The following is a 17,717-nucleotide window of genomic DNA, read 5'->3' on the forward strand; positions in this document are numbered from 1 at the left end:
ACTCTTCCGGATAGGGCTTGGGCACAGCGACATCCTTCCCACCCGCCCCTCAGGGCAAGCCAGTTCAGATGTCACCCGATCGTGCAGCAGACCCGCCTGAAGAAGAAGCACGCCGCGGCGCGACAGAGCCGTCCCATAAGCCGTAGGGGGCCGATAGATCACGGAACCCACGTAGACGACGGCTGAGAGGAATGCGCAGAGGCAGGGCGATCACCGGTGCACGCGGTCGCCCGGCCATCAACTGGTCCGTCTACTCAACCAGGTCACCTGGCAGGTTGCAGCTTCCTACGCCCTGTCATCCCTGCCCCGCAGGGATGACAGGACCAGGCGCCCGTACCGTGTGGTGAGGGCCCCGGCTGCGGCGGCGACCGACAGTGTCAGTGCGATGAGCAGGTCTGCCACAGAGTTGTCGCCGAGGACTTGCAGGATGCTGAGGGCCGTGCCGAGTGGCAGGCCGAGAATGGTGAGGACGCCGAGGGCCCCACTGATCTGCTGGCTTTCCTGAGTTTGTACGAGTCTGCTGTGGTCGGCGGCTTCAGCGAGGATTTCATGGAAACGGGCTGGGAGCCGGTGCTGGTTCTGGAAGGCGAGCAGCAGGTCGTTTGCTGCTCCGTGTGCCGTGAGGTGCTGTCGCCAGTAGGTGCTGCGGAAGACAGCGATGTTCCTCTCCAGTGCGGCAACCCGGTGTGCCAGCTGTGAGGAGTTGAACACCTCGGAGAGTTCGTCGGTGAGCTCGTCGATGTGATCGCGCTGGAGCGCGCCGAGCAGCAGGGCGTCGAGATAGACGGTACGGGAGTGCAGTGCGGCGAATTCGAAGAAGTCGCCGGCGCCAGTGTCGGCCCGGTGGCCGAGGAAGGCGGCCCCTTGACGTAGTACGAGGGCACTCCAGTCTGCGGAGATCCTGACAACGTCCTTGAGCTGGTCGCCGGCAGTCTCTGGGGGCAGGGGAAAGTCGTCCGGGGTGGAGCGTGACGCCAGTTGCCACAGCCAGCGATCCGCGCTCGCAGGCAGCGCCCCTTCCAGGCCGGAGCGGAGGGCGGGGGTCTGCTGCGACGCAGGGGTCATGAAGGCGATGGTGTAGGGCCTGGCTATGGCGAAGGGTGCGTCTGGATTGCGGACGTCGGCAATGCCGGCGAGAAGCCCGGCTGGGTCAAGGGGACCTGCGAGCGGATCGTCGATGGGGCTCGGCCGTCGGCCAGCCAGAGAGCGCAGTACGGGCAGCAGCGGTCTTTCGACGCTCAAGTGCAAGAAGGCCAGGGCATGTTCTGGATTGCGAGCTGTGGCCGCGCGGAGAAGTTCCATGCCCAGCAGGTGGAGTCCGTCCTGCTTGACGTCCAGCGGCAGGTGCCAGCGGCGTGGTCGCCCGGGCGCCCCGTAGATCGCGCGGGCGGAGGCAGGGGCGAAGTAGGTGAACCGGGTGCGGGCGTCGGTGCGGCGACTGCCCAGCTCGAAGGGGAACGGACCCTCGGGCCAGTTGGGAACGTGTAACAGCCGCACGGGCAGGATGACGGTCAACTCCTGGCGTGCGCCGTGACATCCTCAAGCAGTGGAACCTCATGGAGGTTCACCGGTAGTACTCGGCTGGGTCGGGCTGGTCGAGGCGAATGACGAATTCGGCCCGGTCGGGGCTTTCGTTGCTGGCGTGAAAGCGGACGCGTTCGCCGGTGCGGATGGTTCGGAATCCTTCGGTCACGATCTGCCGGTAGTCGAAGCTGTAGTACCGCTCGTCCTCGTCGTCCCGGACGATGTAGGAGCCAAGCGCACCGCTTATCCCTCCGCCGCTTGGACGCCTGTCCACAATGGTTCCGTGACGCGGCCCGCCTCCGCTCATGCCGTCATCTCCTCTGCCTGGGATGCGTCGAGGTCTTGCACGCACCGGAAGCCCACTGCGTTGCTCGCACCACGCTTGCGGTAGATGCCCTTGCTGCTGCTCTGCACCGCCCGCATCGGGTTGTCGTAGCTGCCACCGCAGATGACCGCCTCGCCGGGGTCGTCCAAGCTGGTGGATGTCCATTCCCAGCAGTTACCCACCATGTCGACGACGCCGAACGGGGAGCGGTTGCCTGGTCGCTCGTCGACGGGGGTCGCCCCGGCTCGGCGTACAGCGTCACCGGCGAAGTCCCGGTACCACGCCTGGTACGTCACCACAGGTCGACCGACCCACGTGTCGGCGCAGTTGACACGGGTACCGTCGGGGGCGTCGCCCCAGGGGAACAGGCGCCCATCGGTGCCGCGCGCAGCGGCCTCCCACTCCAGGGAGGTCGGCAGACGTTTACCTTCGAACGCGGCGAAGGCGTATGCGCTCCACCAGCTGACGCAGATGGCCGGGTGGGCGTCGTAGCGCGGGTTTTCGTAGTAGTCGGGCTGCCGCAGTCGGTCGGTCCAAGGGCGGTGTGTGACACCCGCCGGCTGGTCGGGGTGGTCCCACTGCGAGGTGCCGTCCACGTCGAGGGCATTGAGGAAGCGGCGGTAGCGCGCGACGGTCACGGCGTAGCGGTCGAAGCGAACGGGATGCTCGACTCGGCGAATCAGCAGCCGTTCGGGCGGCCCGACCAAGTAAGTCCCCGCAGGCAGCATGCAGTCGTCAGTCCCTGGGCTGCTGGGCATGCCGGCGAGGAACGCGCGCACCTGTTCGGTGAGGAAGGCGCCGCCCGGAAGGCCGGCTGCAAGGTCCCGGTTCGCCGGCTCGGTCAGAAACCTGGCGGCCAGGAGTTCCTGGTAGGCCGTGTGCACGAACGCGACGTGATCCGGGCCGGCGGGCCGTAGCAGCGGAGCGAGGACACATGCGTCGAGATCGAGGCGTCCGTCCTTGAAGGCATTGGCCCCCAGCTTCCGGTGTATGTCGAGGACGGAGAACACGGCGCGGTCGGTGAGGAAGGCATGTCCGAACGCGGTGGGTAACCGCTCTTCCAGGTCGGGTTGACCACGCCCGGCCAACGTCCGCGTGATGTGAGCGCCAAGGATGTCCGCGAGCGGCTTCCCCGCCGGCAGGTTCAGCAACGTGGTGAGGCGCTTCTCAAGAGGGGTTGCGTCAGGTTCCGCCAGGCGCACGACATGGAAGTGGGGCACGCGGGAAGGGTCGAGGCCGTTCGCGTACATCTGCTCGACCAGTTGCTCGGAGCGTCCCGCGCCGCTGTCCAGCAGCTGACGTACCTGTGGCGAGTCCGCGAGGAAGGATACCCGGGAACTCATGACCACCGCCGATTCGGCGGACAGGACGGCCGCGAGATCGGTGAACAGGCGTAGAAAGCCGGCAGAGCTCGGTTCGTCGACGCCTTCGTCGACGGCGTCCAGCACGCACAGCGCGGTCCCGGAACGGATGAGGTAGAGGAAGAGGTCGTAAGCGCGCGAGCGGTCCGACATCATGGCCGGTGCGAGGAGGCGGGCCGCGTACTCGGAGAACGGCTCGTCCTTCGGTTTGAGACCGAGGTCGAAGTAGAAGCGGAAGCGACGGACCTCCGGGTTGGCAGCCAGCGAGCGCAGAAGCGTGCTCTTGCCGCTCCCCGGACGACCGGTGACCAGCACGTTCGCACTGCCGCACGCCAGGCGGGTCAGGAGCTTCGCCGCATCACCGGACTGCTCCATGCTCGACTCGCCGGTGCGCGGATCGATGGTCAGCGCTGCCGCGGCAACAGCAGACCGCGGCTCCCCCTGGTTGTCAGCGGAGGTGAGATGGGCGAGGTGCGTATCGAGATTCACGAGCGTGTCGACGAAGCCGTCGTAACGCACGATCCGGAAGTCCAGACCCAGCATCCGGTGGAGGGCGCCGGGCTCCGCACCGCCGTCGTCGTCCAGGACGACGAACCGCGTGAGCTTGGGCAATCGGGTACGCAGCAGTTCCCCGTCGCTGGAGGAAAGGACGGTACTCAGGTCGTCGGCGTCCCGGGAGAGCATGAGCTCCACGTACTCCAGGCGCATCCCCGACTCACGGCAGAACAGCTGGTACACGGTGTCGGGGCTGAGGACGGACCGCTTGGCCTGCCGGTAGCCGAGGGTGACGTACAGCCCGGCGAGGAACTCGCAGCGGCGGGCCACCTCGGGCGCCATGTCGGGCTCGCCGCCGAGGAGCGCCGCGCTCCCGGTGTCGGTGAACCAGAACAGCACGTCCACGAGCCTGCGAACCGCCAGCAGCCCGTCCTCGTCGCTGATGTCGTACCCGTCGTGCGTAGACCGGTTGCGGAGCCGTCGAATGTCGTCGAGCGCATCCAGAACGGTGCTGCTGCGAATGTACGGACGGCAGCGCTTGACCAGGTCGTTCAGCGCCTTCGTCGAAGGATCGCCCTCGACGTCGTGGTGGCGCCACAGCTCCTTGAGCAGCTTTTCGGTCAGTTTCCCGACCAGGGCGACCGCGTTCTCGGGATAGCCGTCGTTGAGGGACCGTAACGGCCGCTCCAGATCGAGCCCCAGTCGATCGGCGATCCGGGAGTGGTCGTCGAGTTCACTCCGCAGGCGTCGCAGCCGTTCGTCGACCATGGTGCTCACATGAACTCCCCAGGTCGCCGGCCGAGGACGAACGCGAACCGGTCGGGAAACGCCAGCACGGGCTCTGGGTGGGCGACGCGCATCTCTTCGATGCCCTTCTCGATCTCGCTGTCGCTGAAGCTGGAGAGCAGGGACATGTAGCGGGAGCGCACCATGCCGAGGTACTTGTCCCGGTCGATGCGCAGCTCATGCTCGACGTGGCTGAGACTGGCTTCCAGCCCAGCAGTGCGCAGATGTCCCTCGATGATGGCCGGGTCCGGCTGCAACTCCTCGAAGCGCACAAGTGCCGCCTTGAACAGCGGATACTGGATGGTGGCCGGGAGCATCACCACCAGCAGCCGGCCTCCGGGCGCCAGCCGGTCGGCCAACCGCGGAGCGTGTGTTCCGGATCGGCCACGTGGTGGACCGACTCTTTCAGCCACATTGCGTCGAGTTGGTCGTACGGCAGACGAGTACGTCGTTCGGCAATGTCCTCGGCGGAAGCAACGATCGGCGTCAGGCCAGTCGGAGGCGGCGTGCCGAGCTGACTGAGCATCGCCGCGGAAGGATCGACGCACAGAATGGAGTGGTGAGGCTGGACATGGTTGGCCACCTCTCTGGCGAACAGGCCCGTCCCGGAGCCGACGTCGGCGATCCGGTCCGTCGGGGCGAGCCGCAGCGCCTTGGTGATCTGGCCGGACATCCAGGGGATGTAGTGCGGACCGTAGACCCAGTGCTCGTCGTACTCGGCTGCCAGCTCCTCGTAGTGCCCTCGCACATCGCGCCGCTCCACGATCCCCCTCGGTGCCCCACGTGTGTCGCCGGTTGTACCGCACAAGGCACAGGGCAGGCTATCGCGAGTGCTGACGCCGCTACAGTCCGTAACTGGCCGAGCGGTGCAGTGCCGATCACGTCATCTGTGACGTTCGCGACCAACTGCGGTGAGGAGCCGTGGCCCATCTACTTTTTCACGGCTTCGCTGGCGTGCCGCAGCCGTGGCGCTGGGCTGATTGTGCCGCGAAGGCGACGAAAGCCTGGCGCTCGGAGACGCGGGCTCTGGAGTGGGAGGCGAGCGGCTCGAGTGTGTACAGCGCCGTGCCGGTGGGGCATGGGGCGGTCGTGCAGGACTTGCCATCGTTGGTGCCGTTGGCTCTGACGTAGTCGTACGGATCGCGCTGGGGTTGTGGCGCGGAGCGTTGGTGTAGGGGCCGTAATAGGCAGCGAGACGGAAGCTCGGTTTGCCCCGGCGGGGCCACCGACACGCGCTGGTATTGACCCTGATTCCGAGCCACACTGACCGATTTCGATCGCCTTTGATACGGGACGAGCCGGGAGTGTCACTGATCGTAGCTAGAGTTGTTGGTGAGGCCTTGGCCTTTTGACCACAGGGGGAGGACGTTGTGCTGCCGAGTGACGCGGGGGCGGGTGGGCAACCGGCATCGTGGGTGTCCCGCATGTTCGACGGGATGCAGGACGCTGTCGCCGACCTGGCCACTGAACTGTCGTCGTTCACGAAGTTCCAGAAGCGGGTCGATGACCTGATCCGCGATCTGAAGGGCTCGGCGGCGGGACAGGGCAAGGTCGGGCAGGAACAACTCGTACGCCACCAACTCGGTGGCGGGGGCACGGGGTGGGCGGAGGCGGCCGGCCTGTTCACCAAGTACGAGGCCGTGATCAGCGATCTGGAGACCCTGTCGAAGCTGCTCTCCGATTCGATGGAGGGTATGGGCATCGCGGTGCTGGCCTCGCACAAGGGCTACCAGAACATCGACCTGGACATCCGCGACCGCATGGCCGCGATCAGCACGGAGACGACGAAACATTACGGCGGGAGCTACGACCCCTCGGTCCCGCCGAAGACACACACGAGCGGCCAAGGCGGTGGCAGCGAGACCAAGGGAAGTCGGCCGCCGACGCAGACAAGCGGCGGCAGTGACGCGGGAGGCACCATCTGATGCGGCGCGGTGAGGGCACACCCTTCGAGGACATGAGCCACGAGCAGATGCTCGCCTGGCTGGACCAGGCGAACGCCGGCACGGTGCAGTCCGCGGCCGACCGGCTGACCGCGGCAGCCGAAGAGATCCACAAGATCGCCGAAGAGCTCAAAATCCGCCCGCAGTGGGTGGAGTGGAAGGGCGCGGGCGCTGACGCTTTCCGTACTTGGGCGGGCGACCTGGCCAACTCCACTCTCCGGCTCGGCGACTTCAGCAACGGCGCGGCGAAGTGGCTGCGGGAGGCATCCGCGGCTATCGGAACCGTACAGGCATCGATCCCCCGCGACACCCACAGCGCGCAGGCGAACCTGGACGCGGCAACGGCCGCGCACAACGACCCGGACGCCGCCACCGTCAGCGCCAAGTCCAAGGCCGAGTTGGAGGCACTGGCCGCGAGCAAGGAGAGGGTGCGTCTGGAAGCTGCGGCGCAGATGCGGAAGCTGGGCCAGTCGTACTCGCATTCGGCCACGCAGATGGATGCGCTGGAGAGGCCCAAGTTTCCGCCGCCGCCGAAGGTGCTTCAGCCGAATGAGGGGAAGTTCGTCGACGGAAACGAACGTGTGCGAAGCGGCAGCAGCAGCGCCGGGACGTCCGCATCTCAGGGACCGGCCGGGCTGACGGCCACGACGGGAACACACCGGCCGGTGCGCGAAGCGGCGCAAGATGGCGGAGCCGCCACAGCCAGCGTTTCCGAGGTGCGAAACCAGACCGGCCGAGGGGCGGTACACCAATCGTTACCTGAGGTCCCAGCCCACATAGGCACGAAGATCGACGAAACGGTGGTCTCGCCACCGGCACCGACTACGGCTCCGGCTCCGGCTCCGGCTCCAGGTCCAGTTGACGTGCCGACAGGGGGACGGGCTGGAGGCGGCACGCCGCCGCCTGTGGGCCCTCTTCCGCTGCCCTCAAGCCACGGTTCCGGCCTGCCAGTGAGCCCTGGAGGCACGGGGCGTGCGGTGACGAGTGGCCGTCCGATGCCCATGCCGCGACAGGAGATCGCGGAACCCACACCGACACGTGGACCAGCCACTGGCGGCGCGACCACGCCCAGAGGCCCCGTGGGTCCGGCGCAGCCGGTGACGGGAGGCCGTACCACTGCGATGCCCGGGCGAGCGGTCGCCGGTGAGGCACCCGGGCGTGCGCCGGCCAGCAAGGGCATCATCGGGGGTCGCCCAACCACACCCACTACGGGCCAGCCGGCCGACAGATTGCCGCGGGGTACCGTCGTGGGCGGCGAGACACCCGTGTCCGGCACGACCGGGCGTGGGCCTGCCGGACGGACCATGGGCGCTGGCCCCCGAGGGGCGAACCGCGTCCAGGGGTCAGCCCCGGCCGAACGGCGAGGCGGGTTCCCGCCTGCCGACAAGGGCATCGTAGGGGGTCGCCCACAACAGCAGACGCGTTCGGCCGACCGGCCGTTCAAGCGAACCGCGACCCAGTCGGGAGGTACTGAAGCGTCAGCGAACGGCTCCAGGCCGTCAGCCTCGCGCCGGAACAGCGAGCAGAGTCAATCGACCCGCAAGCGCGCCGAGCCACGGAAGAACGGGTGCCCGGAAGACCCCCGACCAGAGCCTCCCGCCACCGACTGACACTCTCCGATACAGCAGCCCAGAACCACGAGAATCACGAGATCCAAGAGGAAGCGGATGCCTGCCGACACGTTGAGGAACGGCTGTCTTGGGAGCGTTGTCTCCGGAGCCGTGGGCTTGCTGCTGGTGGCCGTGACCGCCGCACCAGCCCACGCAGAGACCATTCGCGAACAGCAGTGGTACCTCACGGACATGAAGGCCGACCAGATGTGGCGGACGAGCACGGGCAAAGGCATCACAGTCGCGGTCATCGACTCGGGCGTCGACGGCAGCATTCCTGACCTGAAGGGACAGGTGCTTCCCGGCCTGGACGAGGCACCGGGGTCCCCCGTGGACAAACAGGCGAGTCACTTCGGCCACGGGACTACGATGGGCCTCCTCATCGCGGGCACAGGCGAGGCGAACGGCGGTGACGGAACCTTCGGTCTCGCACCGGGCGCCAAGATCCTGCCTGTCCGCATACCGGACAACACCGTTGAGTTCAGCAAAGAAGTGAGCCGAGGAATCCGGTACGCCGTCGACTCCGGCGCCAAGGTCATCAACATTTCCATGGCCGCGCCCATGGGCTCTGACGAACTCACGACTGCCGTGAAGTACGCCCTGAACAAGGGAGCACTCATCTTCGCCGGATCCGGTAATGACGGCACCTCGGAAATCGAATACCCCGCCGGGACTCCAGGCGTGGTGGCGGTGGGCGCCGTGGGCCGTGATCTCCGCAAGACGAAGGAATCCCAGTACGGCGCACAGATCGACATGGCCGCCCCCGGCGACGAGATGTACCACGCCTGTCCGAACGGCAAGGACCTCTGCCGCTCCCACGGAACCAGCGACGCCACCGCCCTCGCCTCCGCCAGCGCCGCCCTCATCTGGTCCAAGCACCCGACCTGGACCAACAACCAGGTCCTCCGCGTCATGCTCAACACCGCCGGCGCCCCCACGAACGGCGCCAAGCGCAACGACTCCATCGGCTACGGCATCGTGCGGCCGCGCATCGCCCTGCAGAACCCCGGTGATCCCGGGCCGGCCAGCATCTACCCGCTTCCGGACTTCTCGGCCGTAGCTTCTTCCGCGTCACCCTCTGCGGCCACTGCCGATTCCAAGGACTCCGCCTCGCAGGGGACGGACGGCAAAGCGGCAGCCGAAGCTTCCTCCGACAAGGGCGGTAGCGACACCCTGCGGGTCGCACTGGGGGTCGGGGCTGTTGTACTCATTGGTGGAGTCGTCGCGGCTGTCGTCACGAGAAAGCGTCGGCGTGCAGCCGCATAGTGGGCTCATCGGTGTCACCACTGACCGGCGTCAGCCCACACCACGACACTCTGCCGCAGCGATTATCGTACGATGCGTCACTGTGGCGATACAGAATCCGTACCCGTGGAGACCACCGTACGGCGGCCCGCCGCCTCCGCCGCCGAACATCCCGGCGAAGGACCTGCGGCCCCGGCGCATCTGGTACCTCGTGGCCGCGGTGCTGGGTCTCGTACTGGTCGGTGTCGGTACCGCTTTCCTCGTAACGACGGTGAACAGCACTGTGCACTCTGTCGACACGGCCCGGAGCTTCTCCAGCGGTGACTCACGGACGTTCAGCTTCGTCGAGGGGAAGACCAAGGCGATCTACGTCTCGCAGTCCGGGCGGGGCAGGGTCAACTGCCGGATCCCGTCGATGCGGTCCGGGTCGATGACCCAGCCGAACAGCAGCTTCAGCATCACCGTCGGGTCCCGCAGCTGGGAGCGTGTCTTGGAGGTGAAGCCCGGCAGCAGCGGCGACTACACGCTCACCTGCACTTCAGAGTTGCCGGCCGAGTTCGCACTGGGAGACCAGCCCCGGGTGGGAGCCACGATCGGCAGCATCGCCGCGGGGATCGGCTGTTTCCTTGCCGCGTTTGCCGCGGCGGCGACCATCGTCGTCGTCACCGCTGTCCGACGCAGCCGTCACCGCCGTCGGCTTGCCGCTGCATGGGTCTCTCCGCAGCAGTGGGGCCCACTGCCCTCCGGTCCCGTCCCAGGGCCCCCGCCTGGCCCATTGTCTTAGTTGGTTAATGCGATGGGCTCGTCACAGATCAGTACCCGTCGCCCTGGAGGCAATGGGCGGATCGCTATCCTGGCAGGAGCACGCCAAGAACATGTGGACGGGGGCAAAGACTTCGTGGCTGGCACAGCAGGAGATCGGCACATAACCGGAAACGCGGCTGCCCAGCCGGTCGGCATGCGGCTGAACCAACTGGCCGATCCAGGAGGAGGGGGCGGTTCCTTCGGCGGTCAGTCAGGTCTGACGTCGTCGCCTGCTGAGAAGCAGGCCGCGGCGAATGCGATCGAGCAGCACATCGAGCCGGACACCCGCACGGCGGGGGCCTGGGCGGACCACGAAACGGGCGCCGTGGTCAAGGCGTTCGGGGCGAAGGACGGGCACGGTTGGCTGACGTCCGGAGCCGTTCAGGAGGCGCACAAGACGTGGGGCGAGCAGGTCCAGGACCTCATGAACCTGTTGTCGGCGGACAAGGGGTCACTGCGGGCCGCCAACACCACATTGCAGGGCACGGATATCGATGTCGCCGCAGGAGTGCGCAGGCCGTCGGCGCTCGACCAGTACTCACAGCCGCCGCAGAACTGACCTCTTCCTGATTCGACTCGTACGCCATCGCACTCAACGGGGACCCATGCCGACGTACCACGAGATCATGACGACCGACCTGTCCACGCTCACAACGGCCGCCGACCGCTGGGACGGGATGGCGAAGGAGTTCCACAAGCAGGAGACGGCGTACGGGAAGGATGTGCATGGCATCACCCTCGGTCCGTCGTGGACGGGGTTCAGCGGGGATGCCGCCCAGAAGCGCCTCGGCATCACTCTCAATGAGTTCAAGAAAGCCCAGGTCGAGGCCAAGGCGATCGCCTCACTCCTCCGCGATGCGCACACCCAGTTCGTGGATCTCCGCAAGAAGCTGGAGTCGGCCCGGGACGACGCCGTCGCCAAGGGGATGAGGGTGTCAGACCAGGGCCTGGTCTCGTACGACACCGGGAAGCTCAGCCGGGGGGACCGGCAGGCGCTCGCCCACGACCCCGACTATCAGGACAGCATCCGCAAGGACGTCGCCTCCTGGCAGGCCCGCATCGACCATTGCGTGAAGGACGTGGATGATGCCGACAAGGACGTCGAGGTCGCCTTCCAGGCCGTCGTGATCGACTCTGACCTCTTCGACGGCACGATGAACGGCTTCAACGGCAAGGCGCAGGGCGACATCGAGAAGTACGAGGCGGACGAGGCCAGCGATATCGCGCAGCGTATCGACTCAGGCAAGGCCTCCGCGGCCGACTACAAGGAACTGCAGCGGCTTCTCCAAGACCACTCCGGCGACAAGGCCTTCAGCCAGACCCTCCTGGACGATCTGGGCGCCAAGGGCACGCTGCAGCTCTCCAGCAGCCTCGACGGTCTCGCCTACCACGACGACAAGCAGCACAGCGGGCAGTACCTGGACATCCAGAAGGGGCTCGCCGCGACGCTGGCGACCGCGACCCAGGACCCGAACTCGGCGTTCTACAAGAACTTCCGCGCGGACATGCAGAAGGCCGGAACCGAACAGTTCAAGGTCGACGGCCTCAGTCCCATCCCGGACGAGAAGGTCCGCGGCTACCAGAGCCTCGTGACTCTGATGCAGCAGGGCAACGGCTACAACGGGAAGTTCCTGGAGGACACCGCCGACGACATCCGGCATGCGGAGGAGTCGTACATACCCAAGGGGGACAACCCGAGCGAGTCCATCTGGGCCCTGCGGGACAAGTTCAGCGGCAAGGACCGGGGCTGGTTCGCCAACGACCCACTCGACGGCGTACTCGGCATCATGTCCCACGATCCGAAGACCAGCACCGACTATCTGGACCCGGCCCACAACGACAACCTGCAGTACCTGCTCCACGGGCGGAACTGGAACACCGTCGTGGATCACTTCGCGACCCCGCCCGGCGGCACGACGGTCGGCATTCCCGTCATGGCGGAGGACGGTGACGTCCGCAAGGGCTTCGGTGCGGCTCTGGAGGCCGCGGCGACCGGCCAGGCGCCCGGTGGATACCACCCGATCGGCCAGCACAGCGAGCCGCAGGCTCGCATCCTGCAGCAGACGATCAACACGCTGTACACCGACAAGCACGCCCAGGACCTGCCGACGAACCTCGTCAAGCCGCTGGCTCACATCATGACGTCGTACACGGCCGACACCCACGAAACCTACGCGGAGTCGTCGTCGAAGTACGACATCGATTGGAAGAGCCCGGGGTCCGTCTGGAGCGACAAGGACGGCGCGCACATGGCCGTCGGGCACCAGCGACTCGCCGCCGTCATGCGCGGCATCGCCAACGACCCGGAGGCGTTCGGCCACCTCTACGGAGCCGAGCAGCAGTACTCGCACCATACCCTGGACACGATCCCCCAAGACGCCGGCGACAAGACGATCCGGGACCGCATCGTGGAGTCGTCCCGCGCCCTGGGTTCGTACGACGGCATCCGGTCGGACATCATCTACGACGAGCGATTCAAGAAGACGCAGTGGGCCGCCGACTTCAACCACGGCCTCGGCACATCCCTCAGCACGGCGCTGATGTTCAACCCCGACAAGGACCTCAGCCCCGTGGGAGACCTCAGCCAGAGGACCCTCGACGTGTGGGCGTACGAGTCGAACAAGGAGCACGTGGCCGAGGCGAACCTCGCCGCGACCGAGGACAACGCCAAGACCTACGACGCCGGCCAGCATGACGTCGAGAAACTGGTCAGGTCGTGGGCGGACAGCCGTGGTCACGCCGTCGACAGCGACTGGACGAAGTACTACGTCCACGCGGGCCAGGACGACTACGCCCACGGGCGTGACCGCACCCTGAGCACACTCCGCGCCGACCGCTGACCTGCGTACAACGGCGGCCTTCGACAGAATGAGCACGATGCAGACGAAATCCGAGTTCCGACGTATACACGCCGGGTGGTACGCAGGGGCGTTCCTGCTGGTCCTGGCGCTGGTGGGAGCCGTGCTCTACGGCGCCGGGACCTTCAGCTCCGCGGGTGACGACAGCTCACTGGACCGGGCCTGCGACGGCGTCCTGGCCCAGGGCGGGCTCAGCGCGGCACTGGACTCGTCGCACCTGAGTGCCGACGGCGAGGGCGATAGTGACTACCTGGCCGCCTGCCGCATCCACGACTCATCCGGTCCGCAGGGCAATTCCCTGGAGCTGAAGCTGCGCTGGAGCACTTCGAAAGTTCCTTCCTCCACCCTCACCTGGTACAACGCGGACTACAACGGAATGAAGGAACAGGCGTCCCCGCTCGGCCACGGCTGGTCCGGTCTTCTCAGGTACGAGGGCGGCACCTACCAGGTCATGGTCGCGCTCGACTGCGTGAACGAGAAGAGCAAAGCCCTGGTCGCCTACGGTGATCTGCTCGGCACGTCGAACAACACGACCCTGACCGGTCTGGGCCGGGTGACCACCGAGACCGCCGAGAAGGCGGCCGAGAAGCACGGCTGCCAGGTGAAGGCCGGCAAGCCGCTCACCGGCCTGTCCACAGCACGTCTCGGCACGCCTGACACGGCGAAGCCGCTGCAGCAGGCACAGGGCTCGTGCGTGGCACTGCGCGGCACGGCATCGGCGCAGAGCGACACCCCGCAGATCATGGAGTACCCGGCGGACCCAGATGCACCGCAGACCAACTGCTACCTGGTCACGAAGGCGAACAAGCCGGGCTACGGTCTCTACGCCTACTACGGTGCCGCCGCCAGGGACTTCCTGACCAGCGAGGGCGATCAACTCAAGGAAGGCTACGGCCCTACCCACAGCGACCGCGACTACGCGTGGGCCACCGCGACATGCCCGCAGTCCACGCAGCAGGCGGTGTTCGTGCTGTACCACCTGTACGACAGGGACACCGACACCTACCCGGTCCCGCACTACTCCGCCTCGTTCGCCCGCTCCGCCCTGCAGGCCTTCGCCGACCACGAAGCCAAGCAGCACGGCTGCAGCGACGTACGGATGGTGACCCAGTCGTGAAGCAACGGCGGCCGCGGTGGCTACATGCTCACCTGCACCTCGGCGTTGCCGTCCGCCGAGTTCGCGCCGGGGGACAAGCCTCGGGTGCGGCAAGAAGCTGCAGCCGTTCATCGACGAGCTCGCAGCAGGACCAGTTCACGCAGGAGCGACGATGGGTCCAGCTGTGCGAGTGAGACCGTGCGACCGTCCAGGAAGACGACCTGGCCGTTGTTTTGCGCGCACAGCGGGTTGCCCGTGACCTCGCGCCCACCGCTCTCGCTCCGCACCCGGATCGCCCTCGGATGTCGGGCCCCAGCTCACCGACCGCCTTGATCACGTCGCCCCCATCCGTCCCGGCTACCGCTCGAACTCCAGGAAACAGCGGCCGCCGATCCGAGTCCACCAGCCGGGGGCCTCGTGGGAGGGGTGCCAGGGCAGGGGCACGGATAGGGCGCCGTTGATCCCGCAGCGCACGACGACGGCGCGTCCGCGCGCGCCGAGGCGGCAGGCCGGGTTCTCGCCCCGGTGAGCCAACTCCCGGTCAGGGCGGCATGCGCGCCGACTACCCGATCCACGCGACTACGGAGGGGCACTTCAACCGCCGGGCACCTCATCGCACATGGCCGTGCCGGAGAAGGCTCTGGTACAGGTCCACGTCGAAGAGGGAACTTCATCCCGCCCTACGGCCAGGGCTGATTCAAAGTCCGGGTGATCATGCTGCGGTGCAGGTCAGGCGAGGCCGAGCAGCTCCAACGGGCGGGTGAAAGCCGCGTAGCCCGGCGGCGATGCTGTGGTGCCCGGCGTTCCGCAGCGTGTTGATGGCCAGGTTCCGCAGCGTCGCCATGTTCTCCGGTCCGGGCCCGGTATGGATCTTCGACGCGTCCTCGGCGAACGTCACATCCCGCACGTGGTGCAAGGTCTTGAACAACTGCACACGGGGTCAAAACTCACCGACCCCGAAGGGGACCAGGTTCAGAGACCGCCGACGAGGGCAGAGCCATAAAGCAGACGAGCCGGGCCATACGCCGGGTTCTGTTCTGCATGCGACACGGGACGTCAGGGCGAAGTCGTGTGCCGGTGGATGCACACAGGTTTGAAGAAGGCTCTGGCTCCCCAGCGGACGCACTAACTAACCGGTGTTCAAGCAGTCCACGACGTTGCAGCCGAGCCCGGTTACGGCTGCAGCCACCGTCGTATAGGCCCCTCTCATCGCGAAGCCAAGGGCCCAGCTTCGGCTGGGTCATCGGGTCGGCGGCGCTCGACACCTCCCAGTCCTCGGCGCAGCCGATGATGTGGCCTCCGACAGACGCGGTGGCGGTCAGCACGTCGTCCTCGCTTTGCCGCTCCGGAGAGCACGTGGCGAGCTTCATCTCGACAGCCGTCGTACGCCGAGCATGCCTTTCCCGCAGCCGTCGTGGACATACGCCGCCGAGACCGGTTCGCCGGAGTGATCCACCCGTATCAGTACGCCCGCCTGATCTAGTCGGATGAAATATTCGGCAGCTGCAGCCCGAGAGCTACCTCCCCGGCCTCCACCTCCGCGCCTCAATGATCTGGATCAACGACCTCTTTCAGGCAACTGGTTGATCGCAACATCACGCCGGCCACAGCTGGCGTTTGACGGAAGCGCCGCGGCTATCAGCCCCCCGTTGTTTCACCCGTCGCTAACGCTCACGGCAGTTCGCCTACGGCAGACGGCCATGACTTGAGACCTGCGCGAACACCATGTCAACGTACGGGTGCTGGCAAAACCGCAGCTCAGCGAGAGGAGGATCCAGCGCCATGGACTGCTAAGCCCGAAATCGACAGTCGCACCTCAGCACCCCTGATGCAGCCCAAAACACGCACTACCACAATTTCCCGGTTTCACCAATGCCGGACTTCTCCGGATCGTGAGTGCATCAACTCTTCTCACACTGGAGACCAGACATGCACAACCAGATCGCATCCACGCATGAAGCCGCGTTCTTGAACCTGAACAAGGCGGCAGAATACCTTGGCGTTTCACCGAACACCCTGTATGTCTGGCGTCACCGGCGGCAGGGTCCGCCCAGCTTCCGCATGGGCCACCGCGTCATGTACAGGATCTCAGCGCTGAATGAGTGGGTCATAGCGCAGGAGCAGGCGGATTCACGTTCCAACGCTGCTCTCAATCCTCTCACCCAGAAGCCGATGAAGCGCACGGTACGCACTCCTTGAAGGCTGTGCACGAGCCCTAAGACGGTGCGTCGAATTTCGGAGTCCCGGCGCCCAGCTTTCCACCATGCCATACGACCATACCCAACTGAGTTCATAGGAGAACGTTCCCTTGGCGGGGTACATAGAAGACCGCTGGCTCAAGAAGAAGCCCAACAAGGACACCGGTAAGCGGGAGCGCACTGCCCTGTGGGGCCAGGGCAAGCGCTATCGGGTGAAGGGCATCCCGGGCGTCCGGGACCGCTCGTTCGACACGAGCGAAGACGCGAAGCAGTGGCTCGCCAAGGCGCAGACCGACACCACACGTGGCGAATTCGTCGACCCCCGCGACGGGGCGATTCCTCTCGCCCAGTACATCGAGAAGCACTGGTGGCCAGGCCGATCGGACGAACCGTCGACCGCCGCCCCCATGCGCAGCAAGATCTGGAACCACATCATCCCGTTCCTGGGTACAACCGCGCTCCGGGACATCGACGCTGCCGTGCTGCGCGCCTGGAAGGCCCAACTGCTGGCACGGGTAGAGGCGTCCACGGCCCATGTGATCTGGATCCACCTTTCCACGATCCTCGAAGCCGCCGTCGACGACGGCCGCCTGGTCAAGAACCCCTGCAAGGCCCGCCGGACTGTCAAGGCGCCCAAACCCGCGAAGAGGAAGGCCAAGGCATGGGCCAGGCCCACCGTGGAGGCCGTCCGGGCGGGCCTCCAGGAGCGATACCGCATCGCGGTGGACCTCGGTGTCGGCCTCGGCCTGCGCCAAGGCGAGGCATTCGGCCTCGGCGAGGAGGATGTGGACTTCGATGCCGGTGTCGTACACGTCCGCCGCCAGCTGCGGTGGGACTCCAAGGGAAGGCCGTACTTCTGCCTGCCCAAGGGCGGCAAAACGCGAGACGTTCCCCTCTCCCCCAACCTCGCCAAGCGTGTCCGGGACCACCTGCGCCGCTTTCCTTCGGTCGCCTGCACGCTCCCGTGGCGCAACCCTGAGCCGCCGACGACCGAGTTGGAAGCGCGACAGCGCAAACCGATCACTGTCCGGCTGGTCCTGATCACCTCGCAGGGCAATCGAATCAACTACTCGATGTGGAACAGGCTGAGCTGGCGGCCCGCACTCGCAACGGCCGGTGTCCTGAAGAAGGTCGGCCAGAAGGTCAGGACGCACGGAGGCCGCAGCCGTCGGTACCCCATCTACGAACTCTCCAGGGAGGACATGTTCCACGTCCTCCGGCACACGTACGCCAGTACCCAGCTTGAGGCCGGCGAGTCGATCGTGAGCGTGTCGGTGTGGCTCGGGCATGCTTCGCCGCAGACCACACTGACGCACTACGTTCACTTCATGCCCGGGGCGGGCAAGCGGGGCCTCGCCGCCATGGACGAGTGGTTCGGTCAAGATCCACAACCGAATGTCCCTGAAAAGTCCCTGGGCGCCCCGCAGGCCCGCAACAGGCCATGAAACCGCAGGTGAGGGCAGTATTCGCAC

The 17,717-nt window shown here is 66.5% G+C and carries 13 protein-coding genes; 7 read left to right on the forward strand and 6 right to left on the reverse strand.

The window, feature by feature from the left end:
* Nucleotides 1-285: 285 nt before the first annotated feature.
* From ACZ7P3_RS30440 to ACZ7P3_RS30460, 5 genes are read right to left on the reverse strand one after another with little or no spacing between them, the layout of a single operon-like run.
* Complete coding sequence (locus tag ACZ7P3_RS30440; RefSeq protein ID WP_472086504.1) at nt 286-1,515, reverse strand: hypothetical protein; 1,230 nt, start codon at nt 1,513-1,515, stop codon at nt 286-288.
* Between the two features lie 49 nt (nt 1,516-1,564).
* Nucleotides 1,565-1,831 (reverse strand): hypothetical protein, encoded by a 267-nt coding sequence (locus ACZ7P3_RS30445; protein WP_469602157.1) that lies wholly within the window; start codon nt 1,829-1,831, stop codon nt 1,565-1,567.
* Nucleotides 1,828-4,473 (reverse strand): SUMF1/EgtB/PvdO family nonheme iron enzyme, encoded by a 2,646-nt coding sequence (locus ACZ7P3_RS30450; protein WP_472086506.1) that lies wholly within the window; start codon nt 4,471-4,473, stop codon nt 1,828-1,830. Before ACZ7P3_RS30450 ends, ACZ7P3_RS30445 begins: the two co-directional genes overlap by 4 nt.
* Nucleotides 4,474-4,478: 5 nt before the next feature.
* Nucleotides 4,479-4,850 carry a hypothetical protein gene (locus ACZ7P3_RS30455; RefSeq protein WP_472086508.1) on the reverse strand — a complete coding sequence of 124 codons (372 nt, stop codon included), beginning with the start codon at nt 4,848-4,850 and terminating at the stop codon, nt 4,479-4,481.
* The gene (locus ACZ7P3_RS30460) at nt 4,808-5,254 is read right to left on the reverse strand and encodes a class I SAM-dependent methyltransferase (protein WP_472086510.1); all 447 of its coding nucleotides are present in this window, start codon (nt 5,252-5,254) and stop codon (nt 4,808-4,810) included. The genes ACZ7P3_RS30455 and ACZ7P3_RS30460 overlap by 43 nt, the downstream gene beginning before the upstream one ends.
* A 661-nt stretch (nt 5,255-5,915) precedes the next feature.
* On the opposite strand from ACZ7P3_RS30460, the gene ACZ7P3_RS30465 reads away from it, so the two are divergent.
* The 5 genes from ACZ7P3_RS30465 to ACZ7P3_RS30485 all read left to right on the forward strand — a co-directional run bounded on the left by ACZ7P3_RS30465 (nt 5,916) and on the right by ACZ7P3_RS30485 (nt 14,068).
* The gene (locus ACZ7P3_RS30465) at nt 5,916-6,416 is read left to right on the forward strand and encodes a hypothetical protein (RefSeq protein ID WP_472086512.1); all 501 of its coding nucleotides are present in this window, start codon (nt 5,916-5,918) and stop codon (nt 6,414-6,416) included.
* Between the two features lie 1,739 nt (nt 6,417-8,155).
* The gene (gene mycP / locus ACZ7P3_RS30470) at nt 8,156-9,310 is read left to right on the forward strand and encodes a type VII secretion-associated serine protease mycosin (RefSeq protein WP_472086514.1); all 1,155 of its coding nucleotides are present in this window, start codon (nt 8,156-8,158) and stop codon (nt 9,308-9,310) included.
* An 856-nt stretch (nt 9,311-10,166) separates the two neighbouring features.
* Complete coding sequence (locus tag ACZ7P3_RS30475; RefSeq protein WP_472086516.1) at nt 10,167-10,652, forward strand: hypothetical protein; 486 nt, start codon at nt 10,167-10,169, stop codon at nt 10,650-10,652.
* A gap of 67 nt (nt 10,653-10,719) precedes the next feature.
* On the forward strand, nt 10,720-12,933 hold the full coding sequence (locus ACZ7P3_RS30480; RefSeq protein WP_472086518.1) for a hypothetical protein: 2,214 nt from the start codon (nt 10,720-10,722) through the stop codon (nt 12,931-12,933).
* A gap of 37 nt (nt 12,934-12,970) precedes the next feature.
* Nucleotides 12,971-14,068 (forward strand): hypothetical protein, encoded by a 1,098-nt coding sequence (locus ACZ7P3_RS30485; RefSeq protein ID WP_472086520.1) that lies wholly within the window; start codon nt 12,971-12,973, stop codon nt 14,066-14,068.
* Nucleotides 14,069-14,759: 691 nt separating this feature from the next.
* Here the strand turns inward: ACZ7P3_RS30485 and ACZ7P3_RS30490 are convergent.
* Nucleotides 14,760-14,981: a hypothetical protein gene (locus ACZ7P3_RS30490; RefSeq protein WP_472086522.1), complete on the reverse strand. Its 222-nt coding sequence runs from the start codon at nt 14,979-14,981 to the stop codon at nt 14,760-14,762.
* A gap of 995 nt (nt 14,982-15,976) precedes the next feature.
* Between ACZ7P3_RS30490 and ACZ7P3_RS30495 the strand changes: the two genes are divergently transcribed.
* Together ACZ7P3_RS30495 and ACZ7P3_RS30500 are read left to right on the forward strand one after the other, a co-directional pair.
* Nucleotides 15,977-16,246: a helix-turn-helix transcriptional regulator gene (locus ACZ7P3_RS30495; protein ID WP_472086524.1), complete on the forward strand. Its 270-nt coding sequence runs from the start codon at nt 15,977-15,979 to the stop codon at nt 16,244-16,246.
* 109 nt (nt 16,247-16,355) lie between these two features.
* Nucleotides 16,356-17,690, forward strand: a complete 1,335-nt coding sequence (locus ACZ7P3_RS30500; RefSeq protein ID WP_472086526.1) for a tyrosine-type recombinase/integrase — start codon at nt 16,356-16,358, stop codon at nt 17,688-17,690.
* Nucleotides 17,691-17,717 lie beyond the last annotated feature (27 nt).

It is taken from the genome of Streptomyces sp. NPDC107581, assembly GCF_055657175.1.

What these genes read in the sequence shown, in the direction of transcription:
- ACZ7P3_RS30445 (WP_469602157.1), bottom strand. Translation starts at nt 1,831, where the DNA reads ATGAGCGGAGGCGGGCCGCGTCACGGAACCATTGTGGACAGGCGTCCA.
- ACZ7P3_RS30480 (WP_472086518.1), top strand. Translation starts at nt 10,720, where the DNA reads ATGACGACCGACCTGTCCACGCTCACAACGGCCGCCGACCGCTGGGAC.
- ACZ7P3_RS30495 (WP_472086524.1), top strand. Translation starts at nt 15,977, where the DNA reads ATGCACAACCAGATCGCATCCACGCATGAAGCCGCGTTCTTGAACCTG.
- ACZ7P3_RS30450 (WP_472086506.1), bottom strand. Translation starts at nt 4,473, where the DNA reads ATGGTCGACGAACGGCTGCGACGCCTGCGGAGTGAACTCGACGACCAC.
- ACZ7P3_RS30465 (WP_472086512.1), top strand. Translation starts at nt 5,916, where the DNA reads ATGTTCGACGGGATGCAGGACGCTGTCGCCGACCTGGCCACTGAACTG.
- ACZ7P3_RS30485 (WP_472086520.1), top strand. Translation starts at nt 12,971, where the DNA reads ATGCAGACGAAATCCGAGTTCCGACGTATACACGCCGGGTGGTACGCA.